We start from the raw sequence: 21,121 nt of genomic DNA, 5'->3' as shown, positions 1-21,121 counted from the left end.
TTTACATCTCCAGAAAGTTTTTCAGTAGCTGCGCCCCGGCGGCACCGGATCGCTCTGGATGGAACTGTACGCCGTAGAAGTTATCGCGCTGTACGGCAGCGGTAAAGGCGTCGCCGTACTGTGCCTGCGCGATCGTGTTGGCGCACACCGGCATGGCATAACTGTGTACAAAATAGAAATAGGCGTTATCGGGGATGTCACGGAATAGGCGATGTCCCCGCTGGGCTGCCACTTGGTTCCAACCCATATGCGGTAATGGCAGTCCCCGATCTTCCATCTGTTTCACTGGGGTATCAACAATACCCAGCATTGGTATGCCGCCACTTTCATCGCTGCGGGAACCCAATAACTGCATACCGAGGCAAATCCCCAGTACCGGTTGGGTACAGGCTGTGATCAGATCGATCAGATGACGTTCCGCCAGTTGATCCATTGCCGCCTGTGCCGTGCCGACGCCCGGCAGGAACAGCTTGTCCGCACGCAGTACCACATCCGGCTCGCGGCTGATCTGTGGCTCATAACCCAGCCGTTTCACGGCGTACATAACGGATGAGAGGTTGGCACAACCGGTATCAAGAATCACTACGCTCATCACAATACCCCTTTGGAACTGGGCAGTGTATCGCCCTCAACGCGGATTGCCTGACGCAATGCGCGGCCAAACACTTTAAACAGGCTTTCGACACGGTGATGGTCGTTGCGGCCTTTGGTTCTAAGGTGCAGGGTGCAGGCCATGGCGTAAGACAGTGAACGGAAGAAGTGTTCCACCATTTCCGTACTCAGGTCGCCGACACGCTGGTAGTTGAATTCCGCTTTGTATTCCAGGTGTGGACGGCCGGAGATATCCAGTGCGCAACGGGCCAGACACTCATCCATCGGCAGCACGAAACCGAATCGACCAATGCCGCGCTTGTTACCCAGCGCTTTATTTAACGCTTCGCCCAGCGCCAGTGCCGTATCTTCCACGGTATGGTGATCGTCGATGTAAAGATCGCCTTTTACTTCAATTTGCATACGGAAACCGCCGTGAGTGGCGATCTGGTCCAGCATGTGGTCGAAGAAACCAATACCGGTATTGATTTTGCTGCCGCCTTCCCGATCCAGCCAAACGTTAACGTCAATGGCGGTTTCGCGTGTTACTCGATTAACATGGGCGTGACGGTCACGGCGGGTAAGTTGGGTAGTGATCGCTTGCCAGTTCAGCCCGTCGGGCTGATAGCGCAGACCGGAAATGCCCATATTCTGTGCCAGCTGCATGTCGGTTTCCCGGTCGCCAATCACGTAGCTGTTGGCGCTATCCATCGCATTGTCTTTCAGGAAGGCATCCACCAGCGCAGTTTTTGGTTTGCGACAGTCACAGTTATCCGCTGGCAGATGCGGACAGATCAATACCCCTTCAAAGCGGATACCCTGTGAGGTGAAAATCTGCATCATCAGGTTATGTGGCGCATCAAAGGCGTCCTGCGGAAAACTGTCGCTGCCCAGTCCATCCTGATTGGTGATCATCACCAATTTAAAGCCTGCTTTCTGTAATGACAGCAGCGACGGAATCACATCTGGTTCCAGGGCCAGCTTATCCAGCCGATCGACCTGAAAATCCTCGGGAGGTTCAGCGATTAGGGTGCCGTCTCGGTCGATAAAAAGATAGTTTACTCCCACAATGGTTCCTCAAGATTAAGCGGTGGTAGCGGATAACGCTTGCAGCGCGCTGATGACACGCTCGCATTCATAACGGTTGCCGATAGTGATCCGCAGGCAACCCGCCAGTCCGGGCTGTTTATTCTGGTCACGCAGAATAATGCCCTGATCCCATAAGGTTTTAAACACCGTGCTGGACGTTATGAAGCGTACCAGCAGGTAGTTACTTTCACTGGGGAACACGGTGTCTACGTAGGGTAGCGGCGCTAATGCGTCGGCCAGCCAACGGCGGTTTTCCACGACATGCGCCACATTCTGCCTCATGCGCGCTACACCGTCTTCACTCAGTGCTTGCGCGGCGATGTCGGCCACTGGCAACGAGAGCGGATAAGGTGCAATCACTTTCAGTAGCAGTTGGATGACGTCCGGATTAGCCAGCGTAAAACCACAGCGTAGCCCGGCCAGCGCGTAAGCTTTTGACAGCGTGCGCAGAATCACCAGATGTGGATAATCCGCCAGCCAGTCAACGGTGGACATTTGCGGACAGAATTCAATATAGGCTTCGTCAATGACCACCAGCGCCTTGTCGCGCGTCATATTCAGCAGGCGACGCAGATCTTCCTGTTTCACCAGATTGCCGGTCGGGTTATTGGGGCTGCACACGTAAACCAGTTTCACGCCGTCCAATTGCCGTTCGATGGAGGCCATATCCAGTTGCCAGTCAGCAGTGCTCTGGGCGGTGCGGCGTTCCACGCCGAAGGTTTCGGCGCTCACGGCGTACATGCCATAAGTGGGCGGGCAGAACAGAATGGCGTCTTTTCCCGGCTCGCAAAACGCCCGGATCAGCAGTTCGATCCCCTCATCCGCACCGCGGCTGACCAGCACCTGTTCCGGCGTGACGCCAGCATAACTGGCATAGCGTTCAATCACCTGTTTCGGCTGGCACTCCGGGTAGCGGTTTAGCGTTTGCAGCGTGAGCTGATATTCCGGTGCCTGAGGAAATTCGTTGGCGTTCAGCCACACATCACCGTTGCCGCCCAGACGACGGGCTGATTGATAGGGCATTAACCGACGCACATTGTCACGTGCCAGATTTTCAATGCTCATACTTGCTCCTTGAGGGCATTAACCCGCAGCGTAACCGCATTTTTGTGGGCGGTAAGCTGTTCCGCCTGTGCCAGAATTTCAATGGTGGGCGCCAGTCGCAATAAACCTTGCGGGCTCAATTGCTGGACGGTCATCCGTTTCTGAAAATCCGCCAGTCCCAGGCTGGAGTAGGTGGCGGTGTAACCGTAAGTCGGCAGAACATGGTTGGTGCCAGAAGCATAGTCACCGGCGGATTCCGGCGACCAGTCACCCAAAAATACTGAACCGGCGCTGGTAATGCTATCCACCAGATCGGCGGCATTACGGGTCTGGATAATCAAATGTTCCGGGCCGTACTGGTTGCTGATTTCCACACACTGTTGTAGATCGCGGGCGATAATCACCCGGCTGCTGGCCAGCGCCTGGCGGGCGATATCGGCTCGGGAAAGCGAGGTAAGCTGACGTTCTACCGCATCGGTTACCGCCTGGGCCATTACTGCATCCGGCGTCAGCAGAATAACCTGAGAGTCCGGGCCGTGCTCCGCCTGTGACAGTAGGTCGGAAGCGACAAAATCCGGGGTGGCGCCACTGTCGGCAATCACCAGCACTTCTGACGGGCCGGCGGGCATATCAATCGCCGCGCCATCCAGCCGTTGGCTGATCTGGCGCTTGGCTTCGGTGACGTAGGCATTGCCAGGGCCAAAAATCTTGTTCACTTTCGGGATACTGTCAGTGCCGAATGCCATTGCCGCCACTGCCTGCGCGCCACCGACCTGAAATACTTCCTGCACGCCACACAATTTTGCGGCGTAGAGAATTTCATCGGCGATGGGTGGCGGTGAGCACAGAATCACCCGTTGGCAACCCGCGATACGTGCGGGTGTCGCCAGCATTAATACGGTGGAAAGCAACGGTGCCGAGCCGCCTGGAATATATAACCCGACACTGGCAATCGGCCGGGTGATTTGCTGGCAGCGGACGCCAGGCTGGGTTTCCACATCAACCGGCGGCAGTTGCTGCGCATTGTGGAAGGTTTCAATGTTGCGCACCGCTGTTGCCATCGCTTGTTTGATGTCATCATCCAGACGATCCGCCGCGGCATCGATATCGGCCTGACTGACGCGCAGATCGCTCACCTGTACATTGTCAAAACGCGCGCTGTAGTCACGTAGCGCGGTGTCACCTTCAGCGTTGACCCGGTCCAGAATCTCACTGACGATGGAGGTAATACGTTCGGAGGCGGAGATTGCCGGACGCGTCAGCAACTGCTGTTGTTCGTCCTTCGAACAGGACTGCCAGTCAATAATAGTGTTGAAGCTGTTCGCCATCGCGGTTACTCCATCATCTTCTCAATTGGCAGCACCAGAATGGAGCTGGCACCGAGCATTTTCAGGTTTTCCATGGTTTCCCAGAACAGGGTTTCGCTGCTCACCATATGCATGGCGACGCGGTTCTTGTCGCCCGCCAGTGGCAGGATGGTCGGCCGTTCGGCGCCTGGCAACAGGGCCACGATATCTTCCAGCCGATCGCTGGGCGCGTGCAGCATGATGTATTTGGATTCACGCGCCTGAATCACGCCCTGCATGCGAGTCAGCAGTCTATCGATGAGTTGCTGCTTGTCGGCGGGCATCTCGCCATCACGCTGAATGAGCGCCGCTTTAGAGCGGTAGATCACTTCTACTTCGCGCAGGCCATTGGCTTCCAGTGTGGCGCCGGTGGAAACCAGATCGCAGATGGCATCGGCCAACCCGGCGCGCGGCGCCACTTCCACTGAGCCATTCAGCAGGCATGATTTGAAATCAATACCTTGTTCATCGAGGTATTTTTTAAGCAAGTGCGGATAGGAGGTAGCGATACGTTTGTTTTGCAAGCATTGCGGGCCGGAATAAGTTTCATCCAGCGGCATGGCCAGTGACAGACGGCAGCCGCCGAAATCAAGACGTCGCAGGGTAAAATAGCGCGGATCTTCACCCTGGGCGCGTCGGTTAAGCAACTCTTCTTCCAGCACGTTTTCCCCGATGATGCCTAAATCCACAACACCATCCATCACCAGACCGGGTATATCGTCATCACGCACGCGCAGAATATCAATCGGCATATTTTCCGCAAAGGCGATAAGTCGTTGTTGTTGCAAATTGATTTTAATCCCGCAACGGGCCAGCAGTTCTCGGGAATCGTCGCTCAGGCGACCTGATTTCTGCATAGCAATGCGCAAACGTGTTTTATCCAGCATGTGAACCTCAATTTAACCTGTCTGATAATGTCTATTTTCAAATAGACTTCTAAAAAGTTCGGGCCATAAAAAAACCCTCGGAAGTGATCTTCCGAGGGCTCTCTTTACGTTCTGCACCACTGGAAGATCCGCGTGTCTTCCAGCACCAATCGCCTGAAAGACTAGTCAGGATGATGGTGATGATGGTGGTTAATCAGAATACGTAACATGAATTTTCTCTTTTCTGGCGATAGTGTTTGTGTCGCTTGTCAGCTAACCTAAACCATGTTGCGGTGGTGATGCAACACTTTTTTACCTGATGTAGTCAATTGATATTGCTATAACTGAAAGGGCGTGGATAGTGGGTGTGAAGCGTCGGTGTAGGTCAGGAGAGGAACGATGAAAAAAGTATCGATTATTGGGCTTGGCTGGCTGGGAATGCCGCTGGCATTGGCGCTGCTTGGTCGCGGGTATCACGTTGTCGGGAGTAAAACGACGGATGATGGTGTGGCCGCGGCACAGCTGAGCGGTATTGACTGCTATCGTTTGCAACTGACGCCGGAACTGGAGTGTGGCGCTGGAGATTTAGCGGTGTTGTTACAGACTGACGCATTGATTATCACCTTGCCGCCCAGCCGTACCGCACAGAATGGAGAGAGCTACATGCAGGCGGTGCAGCAATTGGTCGATAGCGCGCTGGCCTATGGCGTGCCGCGTATTCTGTTTACCAGTTCGACATCGGTTTATGGTCGAACCTATGGCCGGGTAAAAGAAAACAGTCCACTACAGCCAGAGACCATGACCGGGAAAGCGCTGGTAGAACTGGAGCAGTGGTTGCACGCGTTGCCCAATACGTCGGTAGATATTCTGCGTCTGGCGGGATTGGTGGGAGCGGATCGCCATCCAGGGCGTTTTCTGGCTGGGCGGCGTAATCTGCCGAATGGGTCGCACGGCGTCAATCTGGTCCATCAGGAAGATGTGATAGCGGCGATCCTGTTGTTATTACAACTGCCACAGGGGGGTCATCTTTACAACCTTTGTGCACCGGAACATCCAGCCAGGCAGGATTTTTATCCGGCGCAGGCGCGTAACATGCACCTGGACCCGCCGCAATTTCTGCCGGGTGATCCGGCACTGGCGCGGCTGGTGGATGGGCATAAAATCTGTAGCGAGCTGGGGTTTGAATATCAACACCCGGATCCGATGACCATGCCGATGGGGTAAGGCGTTCCACGGAAGATCTGGCGGGATGACCTTTCCCCTTTAATTTCAGGCCCGGATAGGCGTTTTGGCTTTTCGGGGCTTTTTTAGTTGAATCATTTTCACTTCCGGGTTCATTTTCTCGCTGCTTTGCTTCAGTATGAAATCTATTTTATATAAATAATATCAACCATAATAATCCAGATTGAATAATATTTAATTGAATCTCTCTTCAGCAATATGAACCACTCAGCGTATTTATTTTTTGCGCTGTAAAGTGTCGTGGTCTATTTTTATTATCGGAATCAGCAGAATAAATGAGCTGTGCTTTATCAGGTTTTATTGATATTAAGCATATTTACTTTCTGATAAGGAATAATTTATGTTGAGACGAGAAAAAATACTGGGAGGCATAATAAGCCTTTTCAGCGCGATGACACTCTACGCATCTTTGGCGTGTAGTGCGCAGGCGGCACCCGATCCTGCGATAGTGGGCGTGATTGCAAGTAATGGTCTGGACAATACCCGTGTCATGACCATGTATAAAAATGGAACATTACAGCTTACAACCGATACAGCAAATAAAATTATTCTGACTAATCCTAAAGCGGCGAAAAGTAATATCGATGCCGCACATTCAATGTATTGGTATCGAGGCATGGGAATCGCCGAATATAAACAATTTGATACCAATAGATATAAAATAATACCCTGTGTTTCCCAGGCAAGTTTCTGCGGTATTGCGCCGGAATATGATTATTCCGCGAGCTATCTGACGATTAAAGATCCTGGTGTAATGATTCTGTTTAGTACCATTGAGCCTGGTTGGTTATACGATGACTTCACGACCAAACACCACTGTCAGATTAAAGCGGAAGGTGGCGGTACATACGGTCTGGGGATAACGGGGACCTCGGCAAGTTGCGATGCGACCTATAAAAAGAAAGGGATTGGTAACGTATTCAATGGCTGGTTACAGGCACCGCAAAAGATAGAACCCATTATCGCGTATGTATTACTGCCTAAGAAAGCGTAAGGAAAAGTCAGTGTTAAATGACGCTTGATGATGTTATTTCCTGCGTGGGTTCAGGTTTTACCACGCAGGTTTCCGATACGTTTGCAGGTATCGCACGGCGAGAAAAAACCGTTCAATCCGTGTTTTTCTTGCGGTACAGTCGCCGTGGATGACCGATTTTCCCATAGCGCATTTCGATTTCCAGAAACTGGTTTTCCACGCAAAATTCGAGATAACGGCGGGCAGTGGTTTTACTCAGTCCGGTTTTATCGACCACATCATCAACGGAGAATAGCGTTTCCGACTCATTGAGGAAGATCTGCTGAATCAGATTCAGGGTATTTTCCTCAATGCCTTTGCTGCCGGGGCCATTTGGTACGGTAGACGCCTGAAGCTGATAAAGCACATCCACATTTTGCTGATCGACGATTTTGTAAGTGTGCTGGGTTTTCACAAACTGGATAAAACGCTCTAACGACGAACGCAGACGCGGGTAAGAGACAGGTTTGATGATGTAATCAAACGCTCCGCAGCGGATAGCCTGCGCGCAGGTGTTCATATCACTGGCGGCGGTGATAAAAATAACCGAGCAGTTCATGCCTTTCAGCAATTCGCTTTCAATGAGTGATACACCTTCACCATCCGGCAGATAATTATCCAGCAAAATCAACCGTGGCTTGTACAGTTGTAACAACCGTTTTGCTTCGGATAAGGTGGCGGCAATGCCGACCACGCGCATGTTAAAGTTTTTTTCGATAAATTCAGCCTGGATAGTCGCCAGCTTGTTTTCATCTTCAACGATCAAAACGTTGAAATTATCAATAGGCATGGTGCTCTGAATCCCTGTGAGTCTCTGTAGGTTGATTAAAGGAAGAATTTTTGGGAATGAAAATGGAAAAAATTGCTCCGTGCGGTTGGTTGGCGGAAACTTCAATTATCCCGTGAGCCTGATTAACATAACTGGCTACCAGATGCAGCCCCAATCCATGATCGCCTTCCAACTTACTGGTGACACCCATCTCAAATATTCGTTCGGCGATATTCGGGTCAATACCTGTTCCCTGATCAGCAATTTCAATCACCAGTTCCTGCTCACCGTCATGAATGTAAACTTCAACAGGATAATGGGCTTCCTGGCAGGTTAGTGTGGCCTCCACTGCATTATCGATCAAATTGCCGATAATCGACATGAGTTCGGTTTCATTGAGTGCGGCGGGAATTCCATTCAACTGACAGCGTGGGTCAAACAGTAGTTCGATGCCTTTTTCATGCGCGCTGGCATATTTCCCCAGTAGCAGACCACAGAGCGCGGGGGAACAGAAACGACGCGAAACGAAATCCAGTACCACCTGGGCGCTTTCTGATTGCGCTTCAATATATTGCACCGCTTCATCATAGCGTTTCAGATGTAATAATCCGGCTAGCGTGGCAGTCCAGTTGAGTTGTTCATGGCGCAAAATACGCAAACTGTTGGCGTAGCGCTTTACCTGGCTCAATTGCAGACTGAGACTGTGGATGTCGTTTTTGTCACGGAAACTGATGACCCAACCCTGTAGCTCATCTTTCAGCATGATACGTACCCGGCTGGCAATCACCGTAATATGGTTGAAACGACAGATTTCGTCGTGCGTGTCTGTCACCCACATGTCCTCATTGGCAAAAAAGGGAACGGATTTAATCACTTCTTCAATCGGTTTGCCACGCAATTTGTAAGATGGTCCGTCCAGCCCCAGCAACTCTTTAGCTGCATGGTTAATCACGGCAATACGATGTTGTTTATCAATGGCGATCACGCCCTCGTAAATGGACTCCAACAGCGCTTTTTGCTGCCGGACCAGCAGGCGGATCTCCAGCGGCTCCAGCCCGAACATCTGTTTTTTCAGATTGCGTGAGAACCACCAGGAAAAACAGAATAGCGCTAGCAGCAAGGACAGAATGACTAACAGAACGTGGCCGACTTTACCGAGTGTCAGGTTATCAATGTGGCTTTTCAGGTAACCCACGGAAACGATACCAATCACGGTGTTTCCATCCATGATCGGCGCCTTGCTGCGCAAAGAAATGCCGATACCACCGCGCCGCAATGAAATAATGCTTTTCCCCGCCAGCACATCCTTATTGTCTCCACCAACCATTTTTTTACCCAGCGCCGCGGGATCTTCGGAATGGTACAAGTGAATGGCGTGCTGATCGCCGATAACGATAAAGCTGGCGTCACTGCGCTGTTTTAGCTTATTACCCAGCGTGGCGATGGCGGCAATATCCCGTTTTTTTACGGCGTCAATTAGCGACGGAATGATGGCGATCTCCCGTGCCTGCACCTGGGCACGATTACCTAACTCGGTATAAAGCTGCTTATCTACCGAGTAATAGTAGTAGCCTCCTACCATCAATAGCAGTACCGAGAAAAAAATAATCAAGTAAATGAATAACTTGAGGTGAAAAGTGAGTCTGTATTTCATCGCCATTAAAAACCGTCAAATCAATCTGTGCTGGAGTGGATAATTTATCATGAATGGAGTAGAAGAAGGGGCGGTGAATATAATCTTGTGAGCCGTCACGCGATAAAGTTTTAAATCATGTGTTTTTTTGTTACTTATTATTGGCAACATTTAGACCAAATTAATCGTCTTGATAAACAAGTTAATTACCTTTTCACAACATAAGAATAAATTATTATAAAACGCCTAATTAACACCATAAAAACCATAAAGTTTTTAAAGTTTTAGCATGAATTTTGTTTTATTAACATATTGTTTATAAATGAATTTTTAATAAAAACCATAAAAACCATAAGTGCCATTAAAACTCGTTTTTTAATTTGATGATTATCACATAATAATAGTCATTGACCTCCTACTATGCCCAGGAAAATAATAAGGGGAGAAGGTTATGAGTACCACTGATGATTCATATATTGTTGTGAAAGATGAGGCCTCGGCGAAGGTTTCATTAAAAGAAAAATGGTGGCACATTCTGGATACCTATAAAGTAGGTATTATTCCGGTACCGCTATTTTTATTGGCTGGTGCGTTAATCGGAATTGATTGTCTGAATGGGAAACTGCCTAGCGACATCGTCGTGATGGTTGCAACACTGGCGTTTTTTGGTTTTGCCTGCGGCGAGTTCGGTAAACGCTTACCTATCGTGGGTAAAATGGGGGCAGCAGCGATCTGCGCTACCTTTATTCCTTCTGCAATGGTGCATTACGGCCTGTTACCGGACACCATTGTTCAGTCTACTACTCAATTCTATAAATCCACCCACATTCTGTATCTCTACATCTGCTGCATTATCGTCGGCAGCATCATGAGCATGAACCGGCAGACCTTGATTCAGGGTTTCCTGCGTATCTTCTTCCCCATGGTGTGTGGCGAAGTGGTCGGTATGTTGGTGGGCATGGGCGTCGGTATGGCGCTGGGTATGAATCCGTTCCATATCTTTTTCTTCCTGGTGTTGCCGATCATGGCTGGTGGGGTGGGTGAAGGTGCCATCCCGCTATCGATGGGGTATGCCACCCTGCTGCATATGGAACAAGGTGTCGCCTTGGGTCGGATTCTGCCTATCGTGATGTTGGGTAGTCTGACCGCTATCATCATTGCCGGTTGTTTGAATCAGTTGGGTAAACGTTATCCACACCTGACCGGTGAAGGCGAACTGATGCCGAACAAGAGTAATTCAATAGGCAGCACCCCAGCGTCTTTGACGGCGTCAACCAGTGGTAAAACCGATGTAACTACCATCGCTACCGGCGCTCTGCTGGCGGTACTGCTGTACATGGTAGGTATGCTGGGTAACAAACTGATCGGTCTGCCAGCGCCAGTGGGCATGTTGTTTGTCGCGGTATTGATTAAATTGGCTCACGGTGCCTCTCCGCGCATTCAGGAAGGGTCACAGGTCGTTTATAAATTTTTCCAGACTTCAGTGACGTACCCGATTCTGTTCGCGGTGGGTGTGGCGATTACACCATGGCAGGAGTTGGTGAATGCGTTCACCATTTCCAATCTGCTGGTTATCGTTTCCACTGTGGGCGCTCTGGTCGCTACCGGTTTCTTTGTTGGTAAGAAAATTGGTATGCACCCGATTGATGTTGCCATTGTCTCCTGTTGTCAGAGTGGACAGGGTGGTACCGGCGACGTTGCTATCCTGACTTCCGGTAATCGTATGGTGCTGATGCCTTTCGCACAGATTGCCACGCGTATCGGCGGGGCTATCAATGTCTCTCTGGCACTACTGATTCTGGGCAACTTTTTGGTCTGATGTTTTGTTAAGTAAAAAGATGAAACTGCAAATCACCGCAGTTTCATTTTAACCGGGAATTATTATGAAACTTGCAAGCTATCGCTATAACGGCAAAAACAGTTACGGGATTTACACCCCGGCTGGCTTAATCGACCTGGGCAGCAAACTCGGTCAGCGCTATGCAGATTTGAAAGCGCTGCTGGCGGGTGACGCCCTGCACGAGGCGGCTGAATTTATCCATGCCACACCGGATGTGTCAGTGTCGGACGTTACCTTCTTACCCGTGATTGTGACACCGTCCAAAATCTTGTGCGTCGGGATGAACTATGCCGAAAAACGTAAAGAGTTCAATGAACTGAACCCGGCACCGACCCTGTTTGTCCGCTTTGCCGATTCACAGACCGGCCACGGTACCGACGTACTCAAACCAACCTTCTCCAATGAATTTGACTATGAAGGTGAACTGGCCGTCGTGATTGGCAAAGATGGCCAGAACATTTCCCGCGAAGAGGCGTTGTCTCACGTCGCCGGTTATAGCTGCTATATGGATGGCTCCGCTCGTGACTGGCAGCACAGCTGGTTTACCGCTGGCAAGAATTGGCAGAAAACCGGCGCCTTTGGGCCGTATCTGACTACCCGTGACGAAATCCCTGATCCGCACGCGTTGGCCATTCGCACCTATCTGAATGGGCGTATGGTACAGGACGACAACACTCGCAGCATGATCCATACCATTGCCGAACTGATTGAATACATCAGCACTTTCACTGCCCTGAGCGCGGGTGATGTGATCATTACCGGTTCACCTGGCGGCGTAGGTAAAAAACGCACGCCACCGCTGTTTATGAAACCGGGTGATTGCATCGAAGTTGAGATTGAAAATGTCGGTCATTTACGTAACACCATCGCCGAAGTCAGCCGGCCGGCAAAAGCGATGCCCGCCGCTGCGCTGGCTCACTGAAGATCAGGCTTCGGGATGACCCGAAGACGTCTGTCAGCGTTTATGTTGAATTACTTTAGCTATATGCAGGATTACTGTTATGTATGCCGATGAGGCTCTTGTTTTTACCACCCTTGAGGTGGGCGTCCATACGCAGGATGTCGTGGTTGTGCGTCAGTTTCTGGCCCATTGCCAACTGGGGATGGATAATGACATTGAGACCTTTGTGGTGGGCAGGCATGATGGCCAACTGGTCGCCTGTGCCGGACTGGCGGCTAACACCATTAAATGTGTTGCGGTCGATCCCGCTTTTCGTGACCTCAACCTGGGTGTCCAGGTGGTGAATGAAGTGGTGCAACAGGCCGCTTTGCGTGGCCGGTTTCACCTGTTTCTGTATACCAAACCCGATAATATCAATATTTTCCGTGGCTGCGGATTCTACCCGCTGGCTCAGTATGATAATGCCGCTGTATTGATGGAAAATACGCCCATCGGCATCAAACAGTATTGCCAGACACTGACCAAACAGAGACAACCGGGTGATAACATTGGCGCCATCGTGATGAATGCCAATCCGTTTACCCTGGGGCACTGCTATTTGGCGGAGCAGGCGGCAGCGGCCTGCGATTGGCTACACATCTTTGTGGTGCGGGAAGATGTCTCCTTTTTCCCGTTTACCGAACGCCTGGATATGGTGAGACAGGGCGTGGCCCACATCCGAAATCTGACGGTGCATATCGGGTCAGAATATATGATCTCCAAGGCCACTTTCCCCGGTTATTTCCTGAAAGAAGAAAAATTGATCACCCAGGCGCACTCCGCGCTGGATCTGATCATTTTCCGGCAATATATCGCGCCGGCTCTCGGTATTAACCAACGCTTTGTCGGGACTGAGCCATTCTGTCCGGTCACCCATCAGTATAACCAGGACATGCATTATTGGCTGGAACAGTCGCAGTTAGTCAATGCCCCGGCTCTGAAAGTGATTGAAATTGAACGCAAGTGTGAAGCCGGACGGGCGATTTCCGCGTCCGAGGTGCGCAAGCTGTTAAAACTGCGTCAGTTTGATTCTATTCAGGATATTGTCCCCGCGACCACTTTTCAGTATTTACAGCTACAGCGTTATGGCGAACCCGCCTGCGCGTGATGCACATTTAATAGTATTGAGCAGGAAAAAGAGATGAAAATTATTAAGGAAGCCCTGGCGGGCACCTTTGAATCCAGCGATTTGCTGGTGAAGGTCGCACCAGCTGAAGGGCAGTTGACGGTCGTCGTCAACAGTGAAGTCATCAAACAGTTTGGTCACCAGATTAAAGCGGTCATCAACGAGACCCTGCAAGCGCTGGACGTACAGGAAGGCACCATTATTGTCGATGACAAGGGCGCGCTGGATTGTGTTATCCGCGCCCGTGTGCAGAGTGCGGTATTACGTGGCGCTGATGAAGAGCAGATTGACTGGGAGAAATTATCATGAAAAAACTTCGTCGTAGTATGTTATTCCTCCCAGGCGCCAATGCCGCCATGCTGTCCAACGCGTTTATCTACAAGCCCGATTCCATCATGTTTGACCTGGAAGACGCCGTGTCCCTGCGGGAAAAAGATACCGCACGCCTGCTGGTATTTCATGCGCTGCAACACCCGATGTACCGTGAAATTGAAACGGTAGTGCGCATTAACCAGCTCTGCACGCCGTTTGGTCTGAAAGACCTGGAAGCCGCAGTACGTGGTGGTGCTGATGTCATTCGCCTGCCGAAAACCGATTCCACCGACGACGTGGACGAGCTGGAACAGCATCTGGTACGCATTGAAAAGGCGTGCGGTCGTGAAGTCGGTTCTACCCGCATTATGGCGGCGATTGAGTCGGCAATCGGAGTCGTCAATGCCGTATCCATTGCCCGTTCATCCGAGCGCATGATCGGTATCGCGCTGGCGGCTTTTGACTATGTGATGGATATGCAGACCGAACGCGGCGACGGCACCGAATTGTTCTATGCCCGCTGCGCGGTGCTGCATGCTGCCCGTGTCGCCGGTATTGATGCCTTTGACGTGGTGTATTCCAACGTCAACGATGATGAGGGTTTCCTGCGTGAGGTGGACCTGATCCGCCGGCTGGGCTTTAACGGTAAATCCCTGATTAACCCCCGCCAGATTGAATTGCTGCACAATGCGTATGCCCCGACGCAGGACGAGGTGGATTATGCGCACCTGGTGATCAAGGCGGCAGAAGAGGGCGAACGTGCCGGGTTAGGCGTGATTTCACTCAACGGAAAAATGATTGATGGCCCGATAATCAACCACGCCAGAACGGTAGTGGAACGTGTTAAGGCTTCTGGCGTTCGTAAATAAGCGTCGCCCGTTTTTCTGTACAGACCGTTTTATGCACTGACCGGCCCGGTATGGACTGAGTGCCGAACCGGCGGGTCATCAGCAATGACAGGATAAGATCATGAGTAACTTTATTGAAGCGCTGCAAAAGCAGTACCCGGAAAAAAACCATTTAGAACCGTTCGTCAGCGCCAATCACCACACGCCCTGGCTGAACGATATCACGCAGAAGCATGAGCGTAAGCTGTGCGCCTCTCTGGAGGACGCTATTCGTAAAAGCGGGCTGAAAGATGGCATGACAGTGTCGTTCCACCACCATTTCCGTGAAGGTGACAAAGTCATCAACCGGGTGATGGATACGTTGGCACAGATGGGGTTCAAAAACCTGACGCTGGCCTCTAGCTCCCTGATGAGCTGCAATGCCCCGCTGATTGAGCACATCCGCAATGGTGTGGTAACCCGTATTTTCACGTCCGGGATGCGTGGCAAACTGGCCGATGCCATTTCTCACGGTCTGATGAAAGAACCGGTACAGATTCATTCCCACGGTGGTCGTGTGCATCTGCTACAGAGCGGTGAACTGAAGATCGATCTGGCGTTCCTGGGAGTACCGTGCAGTGACGAATTCGGTAACGCCAACGGCACGGTCGGTAAATCTCGCTGTGGTTCGCTGGGATATGCCATGGTGGATGCCGAATTTGCCCACAAAGTGGTGCTGCTGACGGAAAGTCTGGTGCCATTCCCGAACATGCCTGCCAGCATTGTTCAGGATCAGGTAGATTACATCGTTCAGGTGGATGAAGTCGGTGATCCGGCTAAAATCAGCGTCGGCGCGGCCCGAGTTACCAGTAACCCGCGTGAGCTGCTGATTGCCCGTAGTGCCGCTGACGTGATTGAACACTCCGGTTACTTCAAATCAGGTTTCTCTATCCAGACCGGTTCTGGCGCAGCCTCTACCGCGTGCACCCGTTTTCTGGAAGATCGCATGCAGCAGCAGAATATTGTGGCGCGTTTCGCCTTGGGCGGCATCACCGGCAGTATTGTCGATCTGCACGAGAAAGGACTGATTGAGACACTGTTGGATACGCAGTGTTTTGATGCTGGCGCCACTGCGTCGCTGGCGAAAAACCCGCAGCATGTGGAAATTTCCACCAATGTCTACGCCAACCCGACGGGTAAAGCAGCCTGCTGTGACCAACTGGATGTGGTGATTCTGAGTGCGTTGGAAATCGACCTCGATTTCAATGTCAACGTTATTACCGGTTCGGATGGTGTGATGCGTGGCGCATCCGGCGGTCACTGCGATGTGGCTACCGCTGCGAACCTGACCATCGTGGTCGCTCCGCTGATCCGTAGCCGTATTCCGACGGTGGTGCGTCAGGTGACGACGTGTGTTACGCCGGGAGAGAGTGTTGATGTCCTGGTGACCGATCACGGTATTGCAGTTAACCCGGCACGTCCGGAAGTGGCAGAGCGCTTGCAACAGGCCGGTCTTAACGTCATGTCGATGGAAGCGCTGTATCAACGCGCCACCGCGTTGGTGGGCGAGCCGAGAGCGATTGCGTTCCACGACCGCATTGTCGGGGTGATTCGCTACCGTGATGGTAGTGTGATCGATGTAGTCCGTCAGGTAAAAGAGGATAACGAGTGAGTGATGATACGTTGACCGAATCGGTCGCCGTTTCACTGGAAAACCTGTTGGCGGCGAAGGATCGCCGCGCCGCCCGGCAGCGCGAGCTGCTGGTGCGCTATAGCGCCACGCTGGTGTCGTTGACACTGGTGACGCCGGGTCCGGTGAAGGATTCGACACTGTACCGCCAGGCTATGCACGAAGCGGTAAGTGCCTTCGATGTACTGTGTCGCGCGCGGGGCTGGCGTGTGCTGGAACATCAATTACATTGGTTGGAAACCGGGGCCGAAGGGTTCTGGGTAGTGAAGAAAGACGCTCTGTCGGTAAAAGCAGCGGCGATAGCATTGGAAGAGCATCACGCATTGGGTCGGTTGTGGGATTTCGATGTATTTTGCCCACAAGAAGGTTCTATTGGTCGTTCCCTGCTGGCGCATGCCGGGCGTTCGTGTATGTTGTGTGGTGAACCGGCGCATGCCTGCGCTCGCTCGCGGCGTCATCCACTGCCCGAGCTCATCCAGCAGATTGAAGGAATGCTTCATGCCTATTTCGACCCGCACTGATACCGGTACGATCTTCTCCTGCCATCAGATGGGAAACGCCTTTGTGCGCAATCCCGTCGCTGCGGGGCTACCCGATATCGACCGTCTGGTCGCCCGGGCGTTAACCGTTGAAGTCATGTTGACACCAAAACCCGGTCTGGTGGACAGCGAGAATAACGGTTCACACCGGGATATGGACGTGCCGCTGTTTCAGTCAAGCATTACGGCGGTAGCACCCTGGTTCCGGCGGTTTACCGAAACAGGTTTCCATCATGCATCCCTGCCGCTCAGCCAGTTACTCAGCTACGCTCGCCCGGTGGGAATTGCCTGCGAACAATCGATGCTGAAGGCGACGTCCGGGGTCAACACCCATAAAGGCGGGATTTTTGCATTCGGATTATTGTGTACCGCCGCAGGATGGCTGGTGGGCTGCGGTCAGCCACAAACTCAAGCGCGGCTGTGTCAGGCCGTGGCGGATATGTGTGGTGATCTGGTACGCAATGAGCTGGAGAAGGGCGGCAGTGCGGTCACCGCCGGGGAGCGACTGTTTCAGCGTCACGGGTTGACTGGGGCGCGGGGCGAAGCGGCCAGTGGTTTTGGCACCGTGCGGCAGTATGCGCTACCGGCATATCAGCAAGCGTTACAGCAGGGTATGGATGAAGAAAAAGCGTTGCTACACACGCTGGTGGTGTTGATGGCTCACAACCCGGATACCAATGTGGTGTCGCGGGGTGGGATGGAAGGCCTGACGTTTGTACAGTCTTCCGCTCGTCGTCTGTTGGCGCAGGGCGTCAGTATTGCGGCGCTACAGGATATGAATCAGGCATTTGTCGTTCGCAATCTCAGCCCGGGAGGCAGTGCTGACTTGTTGGCGCTGACTTGGCTGCTGTCCCACTATCCGGCTGCCTGACGTTCTGTCAGCGATAGCTAAAGTTGATGTGGTAAATGCCGATACCGATTGAACGGATTGATCTCTTGTGGTTCATTCAATCTATACTCGTCATACTTCAAGTTGCATGTGCGTTGGCGGCGCTCGATGATACCCGAATCACTTACTTGAGTAAGTTCATCGGGATCTTTTCGCTTGCCGCCTTCCTGTAACGTGAATGATGTAGAGAAATTATCAGGTATTTACCATTCAACTAATTCGTGGGGCTGGATGTAGTGGATGAAAATTTGAAAGAGCAGTTTGTTAAGCGCAACAAGCTGGCAATTTGTGCGACATTGCGGGAGTTAAAGAAAAACGATACCACCGTAATGGTTTTCCATTCACGTGGACAGTTCATCAGTAAAGTTCTGGATGTCCAGCCTGATAACGATATTTTTCTGTTTGATTTGGGTGGTCTGGAGCAGGAAAACAGCCGGGCATTGTTTGCCGGCGAGCTGGATTTTCTGGCTGAACCTGCCGGTGCAAAAATCGAGTTCAAATCACATATCACGCGCACGATGATGTATGAAGGCCTGCCGGCGTTTTGTGCTGATATCCCGTCTGAACTCTACTATATACAGCGCCGTAATTTTTTCCGTATCACTTCTCCGGCATGGCCGCCGATGGTTTGCCGGGGTACTTTGTCGGATAAAAGCCAGTTCCAGTTTACGGTTAAAGACCTTTCGCTGGGCGGTGTCTGCCTGTATACGGAGCGTGACGATATTGACACGCTAATCAATCCCGGTGATGTGATTAAAAGTGCGGAAATAGACCTGAATAACTATGGTCACTTTACGCTGGATCTGGAGTTGGTAGGGCACGCTACCACCAAGTTGGTGAGTAACAAAGGTGAGATAAAGAAAATGCAACGCCTGAGTTTCCGATTTCCACAGTTGACATCGTTGGAGGAGCGCGAGCTTCAACAGGTGATTGTTGAACTGGAGTTAGAACAGAGCAAGAAACGTAAAAAATTTCAGTAATGATAATAGCGACGCTGGTACACAACGCCTATATTTGAGCGACGATAATGTGAGTCGTCGTTTTATTACTACTGTCACTGTGGGGGCCCAGTTGAGTTACCACTCCAATTTACAACTGAATCCCACAGGGATTTCCTGTCGAGGTGACAAACGGACTGTACAATTTGCCCTTTTGCGTGGAGCATCAGTATGTCCACTCCCTCGCAATAGATGTTCCGATCGGATGTTTGTCCAACCAGCACGCCACACTTTGACGCATGGAGTGCCCACTCCCAGGCGTAGATGTTGGTGCAGCCGAAAAGTTTCAACGTGTCGAATGTCATATCAGGAAAATTAGCCCAGGCCACTTTCTCGAGATGCGCTTTCATACCCGACTTCGGAATTATCGGATGTGGCTTGTCAATGTATACGGCTTCTTCTGCCATAGAGGAAACAACCAGGTCTGCCTGGTCTTGTCACCACAACTTCTCTGGGGCAAAATACGCGCCCTACAAGTAACCGACGTTGATAGCGTCGGTTATTTTTTTGTAGTCATGTTTCCCGCAAGAGGCCGGAACACATTCCGGATAGATATCAGTAAAACGTATGCCATAGTGCAACGCAGAGGAAAAAGAAATGGGGCAAGTCGTTGTTTTTGTACCGGTGCCCGCCGGTTTATCCCGTAAGATCCGTGATGATGTTGTCATGGTGACAGCGGGTGTATCAGATGAGGCGTCACTCGCCGGTGCTGGCAATGGAGGGACGCAGCATGTCGCTTGAGACGACGGTGTCCAGTCAGCGTATCCAATTAAGAAAAACCCTCACGTTATGGCAAGTGGTCATGATGGGGCTTGCCTATTTACAACCCATGACTATTTTCGACACTTTCGGTATTGTGTCGGGGTTAACGGATGGACATGTTGCTACTGCGTATGTTTTCGCATTGATCGGCATTCTGTTTACCGCACTGAGCTATGGCAAACTGGTGCGCCGCTTTCCTTCCGCTGGTTCGGCATACACTTATGCCCAAAAGGCCATCAGTCCGCATATTGGTTTTATGGTTGGCTGGTCTTCGCTGCTGGACTACCTGTTTATGCCGATGATCAACATTCTACTGGCAAAAATTTATCTGGAAGCGATTTTCCCCGGTGTGCCGTCATGGATCTTCGTGGCAGCGCTGGTAGGGCTGATGACGCTGTTTAACCTGCGCGGCATCAATATTGTCGCCAACCTGAATTCCATCATTGTGGTGGTGCAGGTGGCGGTTATGCTGGTGTTTCTTGCGTTGGTGATCCACGGTGTGTCTCATGGAGAAGGCACAGGAACGCTGGTCAGCCGTAAACCGTTCTGGTCGGAGAATGCCCATGTGGTGCCGATGGTGACCGGTGCGACCATTCTGTGTTTCTCGTTCCTCGGGTTTGATGGTATCAGCTCTCTGTCAGAGGAGACGCCGGATGCCGGGCGGGTTATCCCGAAAGCGATTTTCCTGACGGCGCTGATTGGCGGCATCATTTTTGTGGTGGTGTCCTACTTCCTGCAACTCTATTTCCCGGATATTTCCCGCTTCAAAAACCCGGATGCCTCACAGCCGGAAATTATGTTGTATGTGGCGGGTAAACTGTTCCAGTCGATCATTCTGGTATTTTCCTGCGTAACGGTGCTGGCTTCCGGCATGGCGGCTCACGCCGGGGTGTCTCGCCTGATGTATGTGATGGGTCGTGATGGCGTCTTTCCGACGCGTTTCTTTGGCTATATTCATCCGACATGGCGTACGCCGGCATTGAACGTATTGTTGGTCGGGGTGATTGCGCTGTCGGCGGTATCTTTTGATTTGGTGACGGCTACGGCACTGATCAATTTTGGCGCGCTGGTGGCGTTTACTTTCGTGAACCTGTCGGTAATATCGCAGTTCTATATTCGTGAACGCCGTAATGCCACACTGAAAGACACCGTCAATTACCTGATTTTGCCAATCCTGGGCGCGCTGGCTGTCGGCGCGCTGTGGCTCAATCTGGAACAAACGTCCATGACCCTGGGTCTGGTGTGGGCTGCCGTGGGTCTGCTGTATCTGGTGGTCGTGACACGCCGCTTTCGTCAGCCGGTTCCACAGTGTAATGAAGAGTTGGTTTAACGTCCCGTAAATCCACTGAGCGCCATGTCTCACGCTGTTTCTTGGCCGCGTGAGACATGAGTGACAAACGCTTCTTTGTTTTGCAACGGGATGCCTGCATAGGCAGAAATTCGCTTTCTAATCAATGCATCCGTTTTAGAACGGATTCAATATCGGTGCCACGACCATAATGTTCAGGCATCTTTGCGACCTGTATTCCTGATGTCATCCATTCTCTTGGCAATACCTGCTGCCCTTCGATAAGTTATCGGCGAACCTTTCGTGGTTGTCCATACC

20 protein-coding genes and 1 other annotated feature are annotated in these 21,121 nt (G+C 51.6%); of the genes, 13 read left to right on the top strand and 7 right to left on the bottom strand.

The features are described from left to right. Position 1: 1 nt before the first annotated feature. Genes hisH through hisG form a run of 5 tightly spaced genes read right to left on the bottom strand, consistent with a single transcriptional unit; the run spans position 2 to position 4,957 of the window. On the bottom strand, positions 2-592 hold the full coding sequence (gene hisH, locus CWC46_RS15700; protein ID WP_021015607.1) for an imidazole glycerol phosphate synthase subunit HisH: 591 nt from the start codon (positions 590-592) through the stop codon (positions 2-4). After that, on the bottom strand, positions 592-1,659 hold the full coding sequence (gene hisB / locus CWC46_RS15695) for a bifunctional histidinol-phosphatase/imidazoleglycerol-phosphate dehydratase HisB (RefSeq protein WP_021015608.1): 1,068 nt from the start codon (positions 1,657-1,659) through the stop codon (positions 592-594). The genes hisH and hisB overlap by 1 nt, the downstream gene beginning before the upstream one ends. A 15-nt stretch (positions 1,660-1,674) precedes the next feature. Then, a complete protein-coding gene (gene hisC / locus CWC46_RS15690) occupies positions 1,675-2,745 on the bottom strand; it encodes a histidinol-phosphate transaminase (RefSeq protein ID WP_021015609.1) in 1,071 nt (356 codons plus the stop codon). Next, on the bottom strand, positions 2,742-4,052 hold the full coding sequence (hisD, locus tag CWC46_RS15685) for a histidinol dehydrogenase (RefSeq protein ID WP_021015610.1): 1,311 nt from the start codon (positions 4,050-4,052) through the stop codon (positions 2,742-2,744). The genes hisC and hisD overlap by 4 nt, the downstream gene beginning before the upstream one ends. A gap of 5 nt (positions 4,053-4,057) precedes the next feature. After that, positions 4,058-4,957 carry an ATP phosphoribosyltransferase gene (gene hisG, locus CWC46_RS15680; RefSeq protein WP_021015611.1) on the bottom strand — a complete coding sequence of 300 codons (900 nt, stop codon included), beginning with the start codon at positions 4,955-4,957 and terminating at the stop codon, positions 4,058-4,060. Positions 4,958-5,022: 65 nt separating this feature from the next. Further along, positions 5,023-5,143 (bottom strand) — a sequence feature (His leader region). A gap of 192 nt (positions 5,144-5,335) precedes the next feature. On the opposite strand from hisG, the gene CWC46_RS15675 reads away from it, so the two are divergent. Both CWC46_RS15675 and CWC46_RS15670 read left to right on the top strand, forming a co-directional pair. After that, positions 5,336-6,160: an NAD-dependent epimerase/dehydratase family protein gene (locus CWC46_RS15675; protein WP_021015612.1), complete on the top strand. Its 825-nt coding sequence runs from the start codon at positions 5,336-5,338 to the stop codon at positions 6,158-6,160. A 358-nt stretch (positions 6,161-6,518) separates the two neighbouring features. Next, on the top strand, positions 6,519-7,172 hold the full coding sequence (locus tag CWC46_RS15670; protein WP_021015613.1) for a hypothetical protein: 654 nt from the start codon (positions 6,519-6,521) through the stop codon (positions 7,170-7,172). 112 nt (positions 7,173-7,284) lie between these two features. On the opposite strand, the gene CWC46_RS15665 is transcribed toward CWC46_RS15670, so the two are convergent. After that, positions 7,285-7,980: a response regulator gene (locus CWC46_RS15665; protein WP_021015614.1), complete on the bottom strand. Its 696-nt coding sequence runs from the start codon at positions 7,978-7,980 to the stop codon at positions 7,285-7,287. Further along, a complete protein-coding gene (locus tag CWC46_RS15660; RefSeq protein WP_037381514.1) occupies positions 7,970-9,613 on the bottom strand; it encodes an ATP-binding protein in 1,644 nt (547 codons plus the stop codon). Before CWC46_RS15660 ends, CWC46_RS15665 begins: the two co-directional genes overlap by 11 nt. A gap of 430 nt (positions 9,614-10,043) precedes the next feature. On the opposite strand from CWC46_RS15660, the gene CWC46_RS15655 reads away from it, so the two are divergent. The 11 genes from CWC46_RS15655 (at position 10,044) to CWC46_RS15600 (ending at position 20,845) form a co-directional block, all read left to right on the top strand. Further along, complete coding sequence (locus tag CWC46_RS15655; protein WP_021015616.1) at positions 10,044-11,411, top strand: 2-hydroxycarboxylate transporter family protein; 1,368 nt, start codon at positions 10,044-10,046, stop codon at positions 11,409-11,411. A gap of 64 nt (positions 11,412-11,475) precedes the next feature. Then, positions 11,476-12,354 (top strand): fumarylacetoacetate hydrolase family protein, encoded by an 879-nt coding sequence (locus tag CWC46_RS15650; protein WP_021015617.1) that lies wholly within the window; start codon positions 11,476-11,478, stop codon positions 12,352-12,354. Positions 12,355-12,433: 79 nt separating this feature from the next. Beyond that, complete coding sequence (gene citC, locus CWC46_RS15645) at positions 12,434-13,480, top strand: [citrate (pro-3S)-lyase] ligase (RefSeq protein ID WP_021015618.1); 1,047 nt, start codon at positions 12,434-12,436, stop codon at positions 13,478-13,480. Between the two features lie 33 nt (positions 13,481-13,513). Beyond that, complete coding sequence (gene citD, locus CWC46_RS15640) at positions 13,514-13,807, top strand: citrate lyase acyl carrier protein (RefSeq protein ID WP_021015619.1); 294 nt, start codon at positions 13,514-13,516, stop codon at positions 13,805-13,807. Continuing rightward, positions 13,804-14,679, top strand: coding sequence for a citrate (pro-3S)-lyase subunit beta (gene citE, locus CWC46_RS15635; RefSeq protein ID WP_021015620.1), 876 nt, complete (start codon positions 13,804-13,806; stop codon positions 14,677-14,679). Before citD ends, citE begins: the two co-directional genes overlap by 4 nt. A 100-nt stretch (positions 14,680-14,779) precedes the next feature. Continuing rightward, complete coding sequence (gene citF / locus CWC46_RS15630) at positions 14,780-16,309, top strand: citrate lyase subunit alpha (RefSeq protein ID WP_021015621.1); 1,530 nt, start codon at positions 14,780-14,782, stop codon at positions 16,307-16,309. Next, positions 16,306-16,848 (top strand): citrate lyase holo-[acyl-carrier protein] synthase, encoded by a 543-nt coding sequence (citX, locus tag CWC46_RS15625; protein WP_021015622.1) that lies wholly within the window; start codon positions 16,306-16,308, stop codon positions 16,846-16,848. The genes citF and citX overlap by 4 nt, the downstream gene beginning before the upstream one ends. Positions 16,849-16,876: 28 nt before the next feature. After that, positions 16,877-17,737 (top strand): triphosphoribosyl-dephospho-CoA synthase CitG, encoded by an 861-nt coding sequence (gene citG / locus CWC46_RS15620; protein ID WP_051391497.1) that lies wholly within the window; start codon positions 16,877-16,879, stop codon positions 17,735-17,737. A 254-nt stretch (positions 17,738-17,991) separates the two neighbouring features. After that, positions 17,992-18,735 carry a flagellar regulator YcgR PilZN domain-containing protein gene (locus CWC46_RS15610; protein WP_037381522.1) on the top strand — a complete coding sequence of 248 codons (744 nt, stop codon included), beginning with the start codon at positions 17,992-17,994 and terminating at the stop codon, positions 18,733-18,735. Positions 18,736-19,350: 615 nt separating this feature from the next. Continuing rightward, complete coding sequence (locus CWC46_RS22915; RefSeq protein ID WP_021015625.1) at positions 19,351-19,494, top strand: hypothetical protein; 144 nt, start codon at positions 19,351-19,353, stop codon at positions 19,492-19,494. Next, entirely contained in the window at positions 19,484-20,845 is a 1,362-nt protein-coding gene (locus tag CWC46_RS15600; protein ID WP_021015626.1) for an APC family permease, read from the top strand. The genes CWC46_RS22915 and CWC46_RS15600 overlap by 11 nt, the downstream gene beginning before the upstream one ends. Positions 20,846-21,121 lie beyond the last annotated feature (276 nt).

Origin of the sequence: Prodigiosinella confusarubida (assembly GCF_002847015.1) — a bacterium.
Lineage (GTDB): Bacteria > Pseudomonadota > Gammaproteobacteria > Enterobacterales > Enterobacteriaceae > Prodigiosinella > Prodigiosinella aquatilis.
This window is presented reverse-complemented; position numbering and strand designations above follow the sequence as displayed.

Coding starts and splice junctions, on each gene's coding strand:
- hisH (WP_021015607.1), bottom strand. CDS start 592: ATGAGCGTAGTGATTCTTGATACCGGTTGTGCCAACCTCTCATCCGTT.
- hisC (WP_021015609.1), bottom strand. CDS start 2,745: ATGAGCATTGAAAATCTGGCACGTGACAATGTGCGTCGGTTAATGCCC.
- hisD (WP_021015610.1), bottom strand. CDS start 4,052: ATGGCGAACAGCTTCAACACTATTATTGACTGGCAGTCCTGTTCGAAG.
- hisG (WP_021015611.1), bottom strand. CDS start 4,957: ATGCTGGATAAAACACGTTTGCGCATTGCTATGCAGAAATCAGGTCGC.
- CWC46_RS15675 (WP_021015612.1), top strand. CDS start 5,336: ATGAAAAAAGTATCGATTATTGGGCTTGGCTGGCTGGGAATGCCGCTG.
- CWC46_RS15670 (WP_021015613.1), top strand. CDS start 6,519: ATGTTGAGACGAGAAAAAATACTGGGAGGCATAATAAGCCTTTTCAGC.
- CWC46_RS15665 (WP_021015614.1), bottom strand. CDS start 7,980: ATGCCTATTGATAATTTCAACGTTTTGATCGTTGAAGATGAAAACAAG.
- CWC46_RS15660 (WP_037381514.1), bottom strand. CDS start 9,613: ATGAAATACAGACTCACTTTTCACCTCAAGTTATTCATTTACTTGATT.
- CWC46_RS15655 (WP_021015616.1), top strand. CDS start 10,044: ATGAGTACCACTGATGATTCATATATTGTTGTGAAAGATGAGGCCTCG.
- CWC46_RS15650 (WP_021015617.1), top strand. CDS start 11,476: ATGAAACTTGCAAGCTATCGCTATAACGGCAAAAACAGTTACGGGATT.
- citC (WP_021015618.1), top strand. CDS start 12,434: ATGTATGCCGATGAGGCTCTTGTTTTTACCACCCTTGAGGTGGGCGTC.
- citD (WP_021015619.1), top strand. CDS start 13,514: ATGAAAATTATTAAGGAAGCCCTGGCGGGCACCTTTGAATCCAGCGAT.
- citE (WP_021015620.1), top strand. CDS start 13,804: ATGAAAAAACTTCGTCGTAGTATGTTATTCCTCCCAGGCGCCAATGCC.
- citF (WP_021015621.1), top strand. CDS start 14,780: ATGAGTAACTTTATTGAAGCGCTGCAAAAGCAGTACCCGGAAAAAAAC.
- citG (WP_051391497.1), top strand. CDS start 16,877: ATGGGAAACGCCTTTGTGCGCAATCCCGTCGCTGCGGGGCTACCCGAT.
- CWC46_RS22915 (WP_021015625.1), top strand. CDS start 19,351: ATGGGGCAAGTCGTTGTTTTTGTACCGGTGCCCGCCGGTTTATCCCGT.
- CWC46_RS15600 (WP_021015626.1), top strand. CDS start 19,484: ATGTCGCTTGAGACGACGGTGTCCAGTCAGCGTATCCAATTAAGAAAA.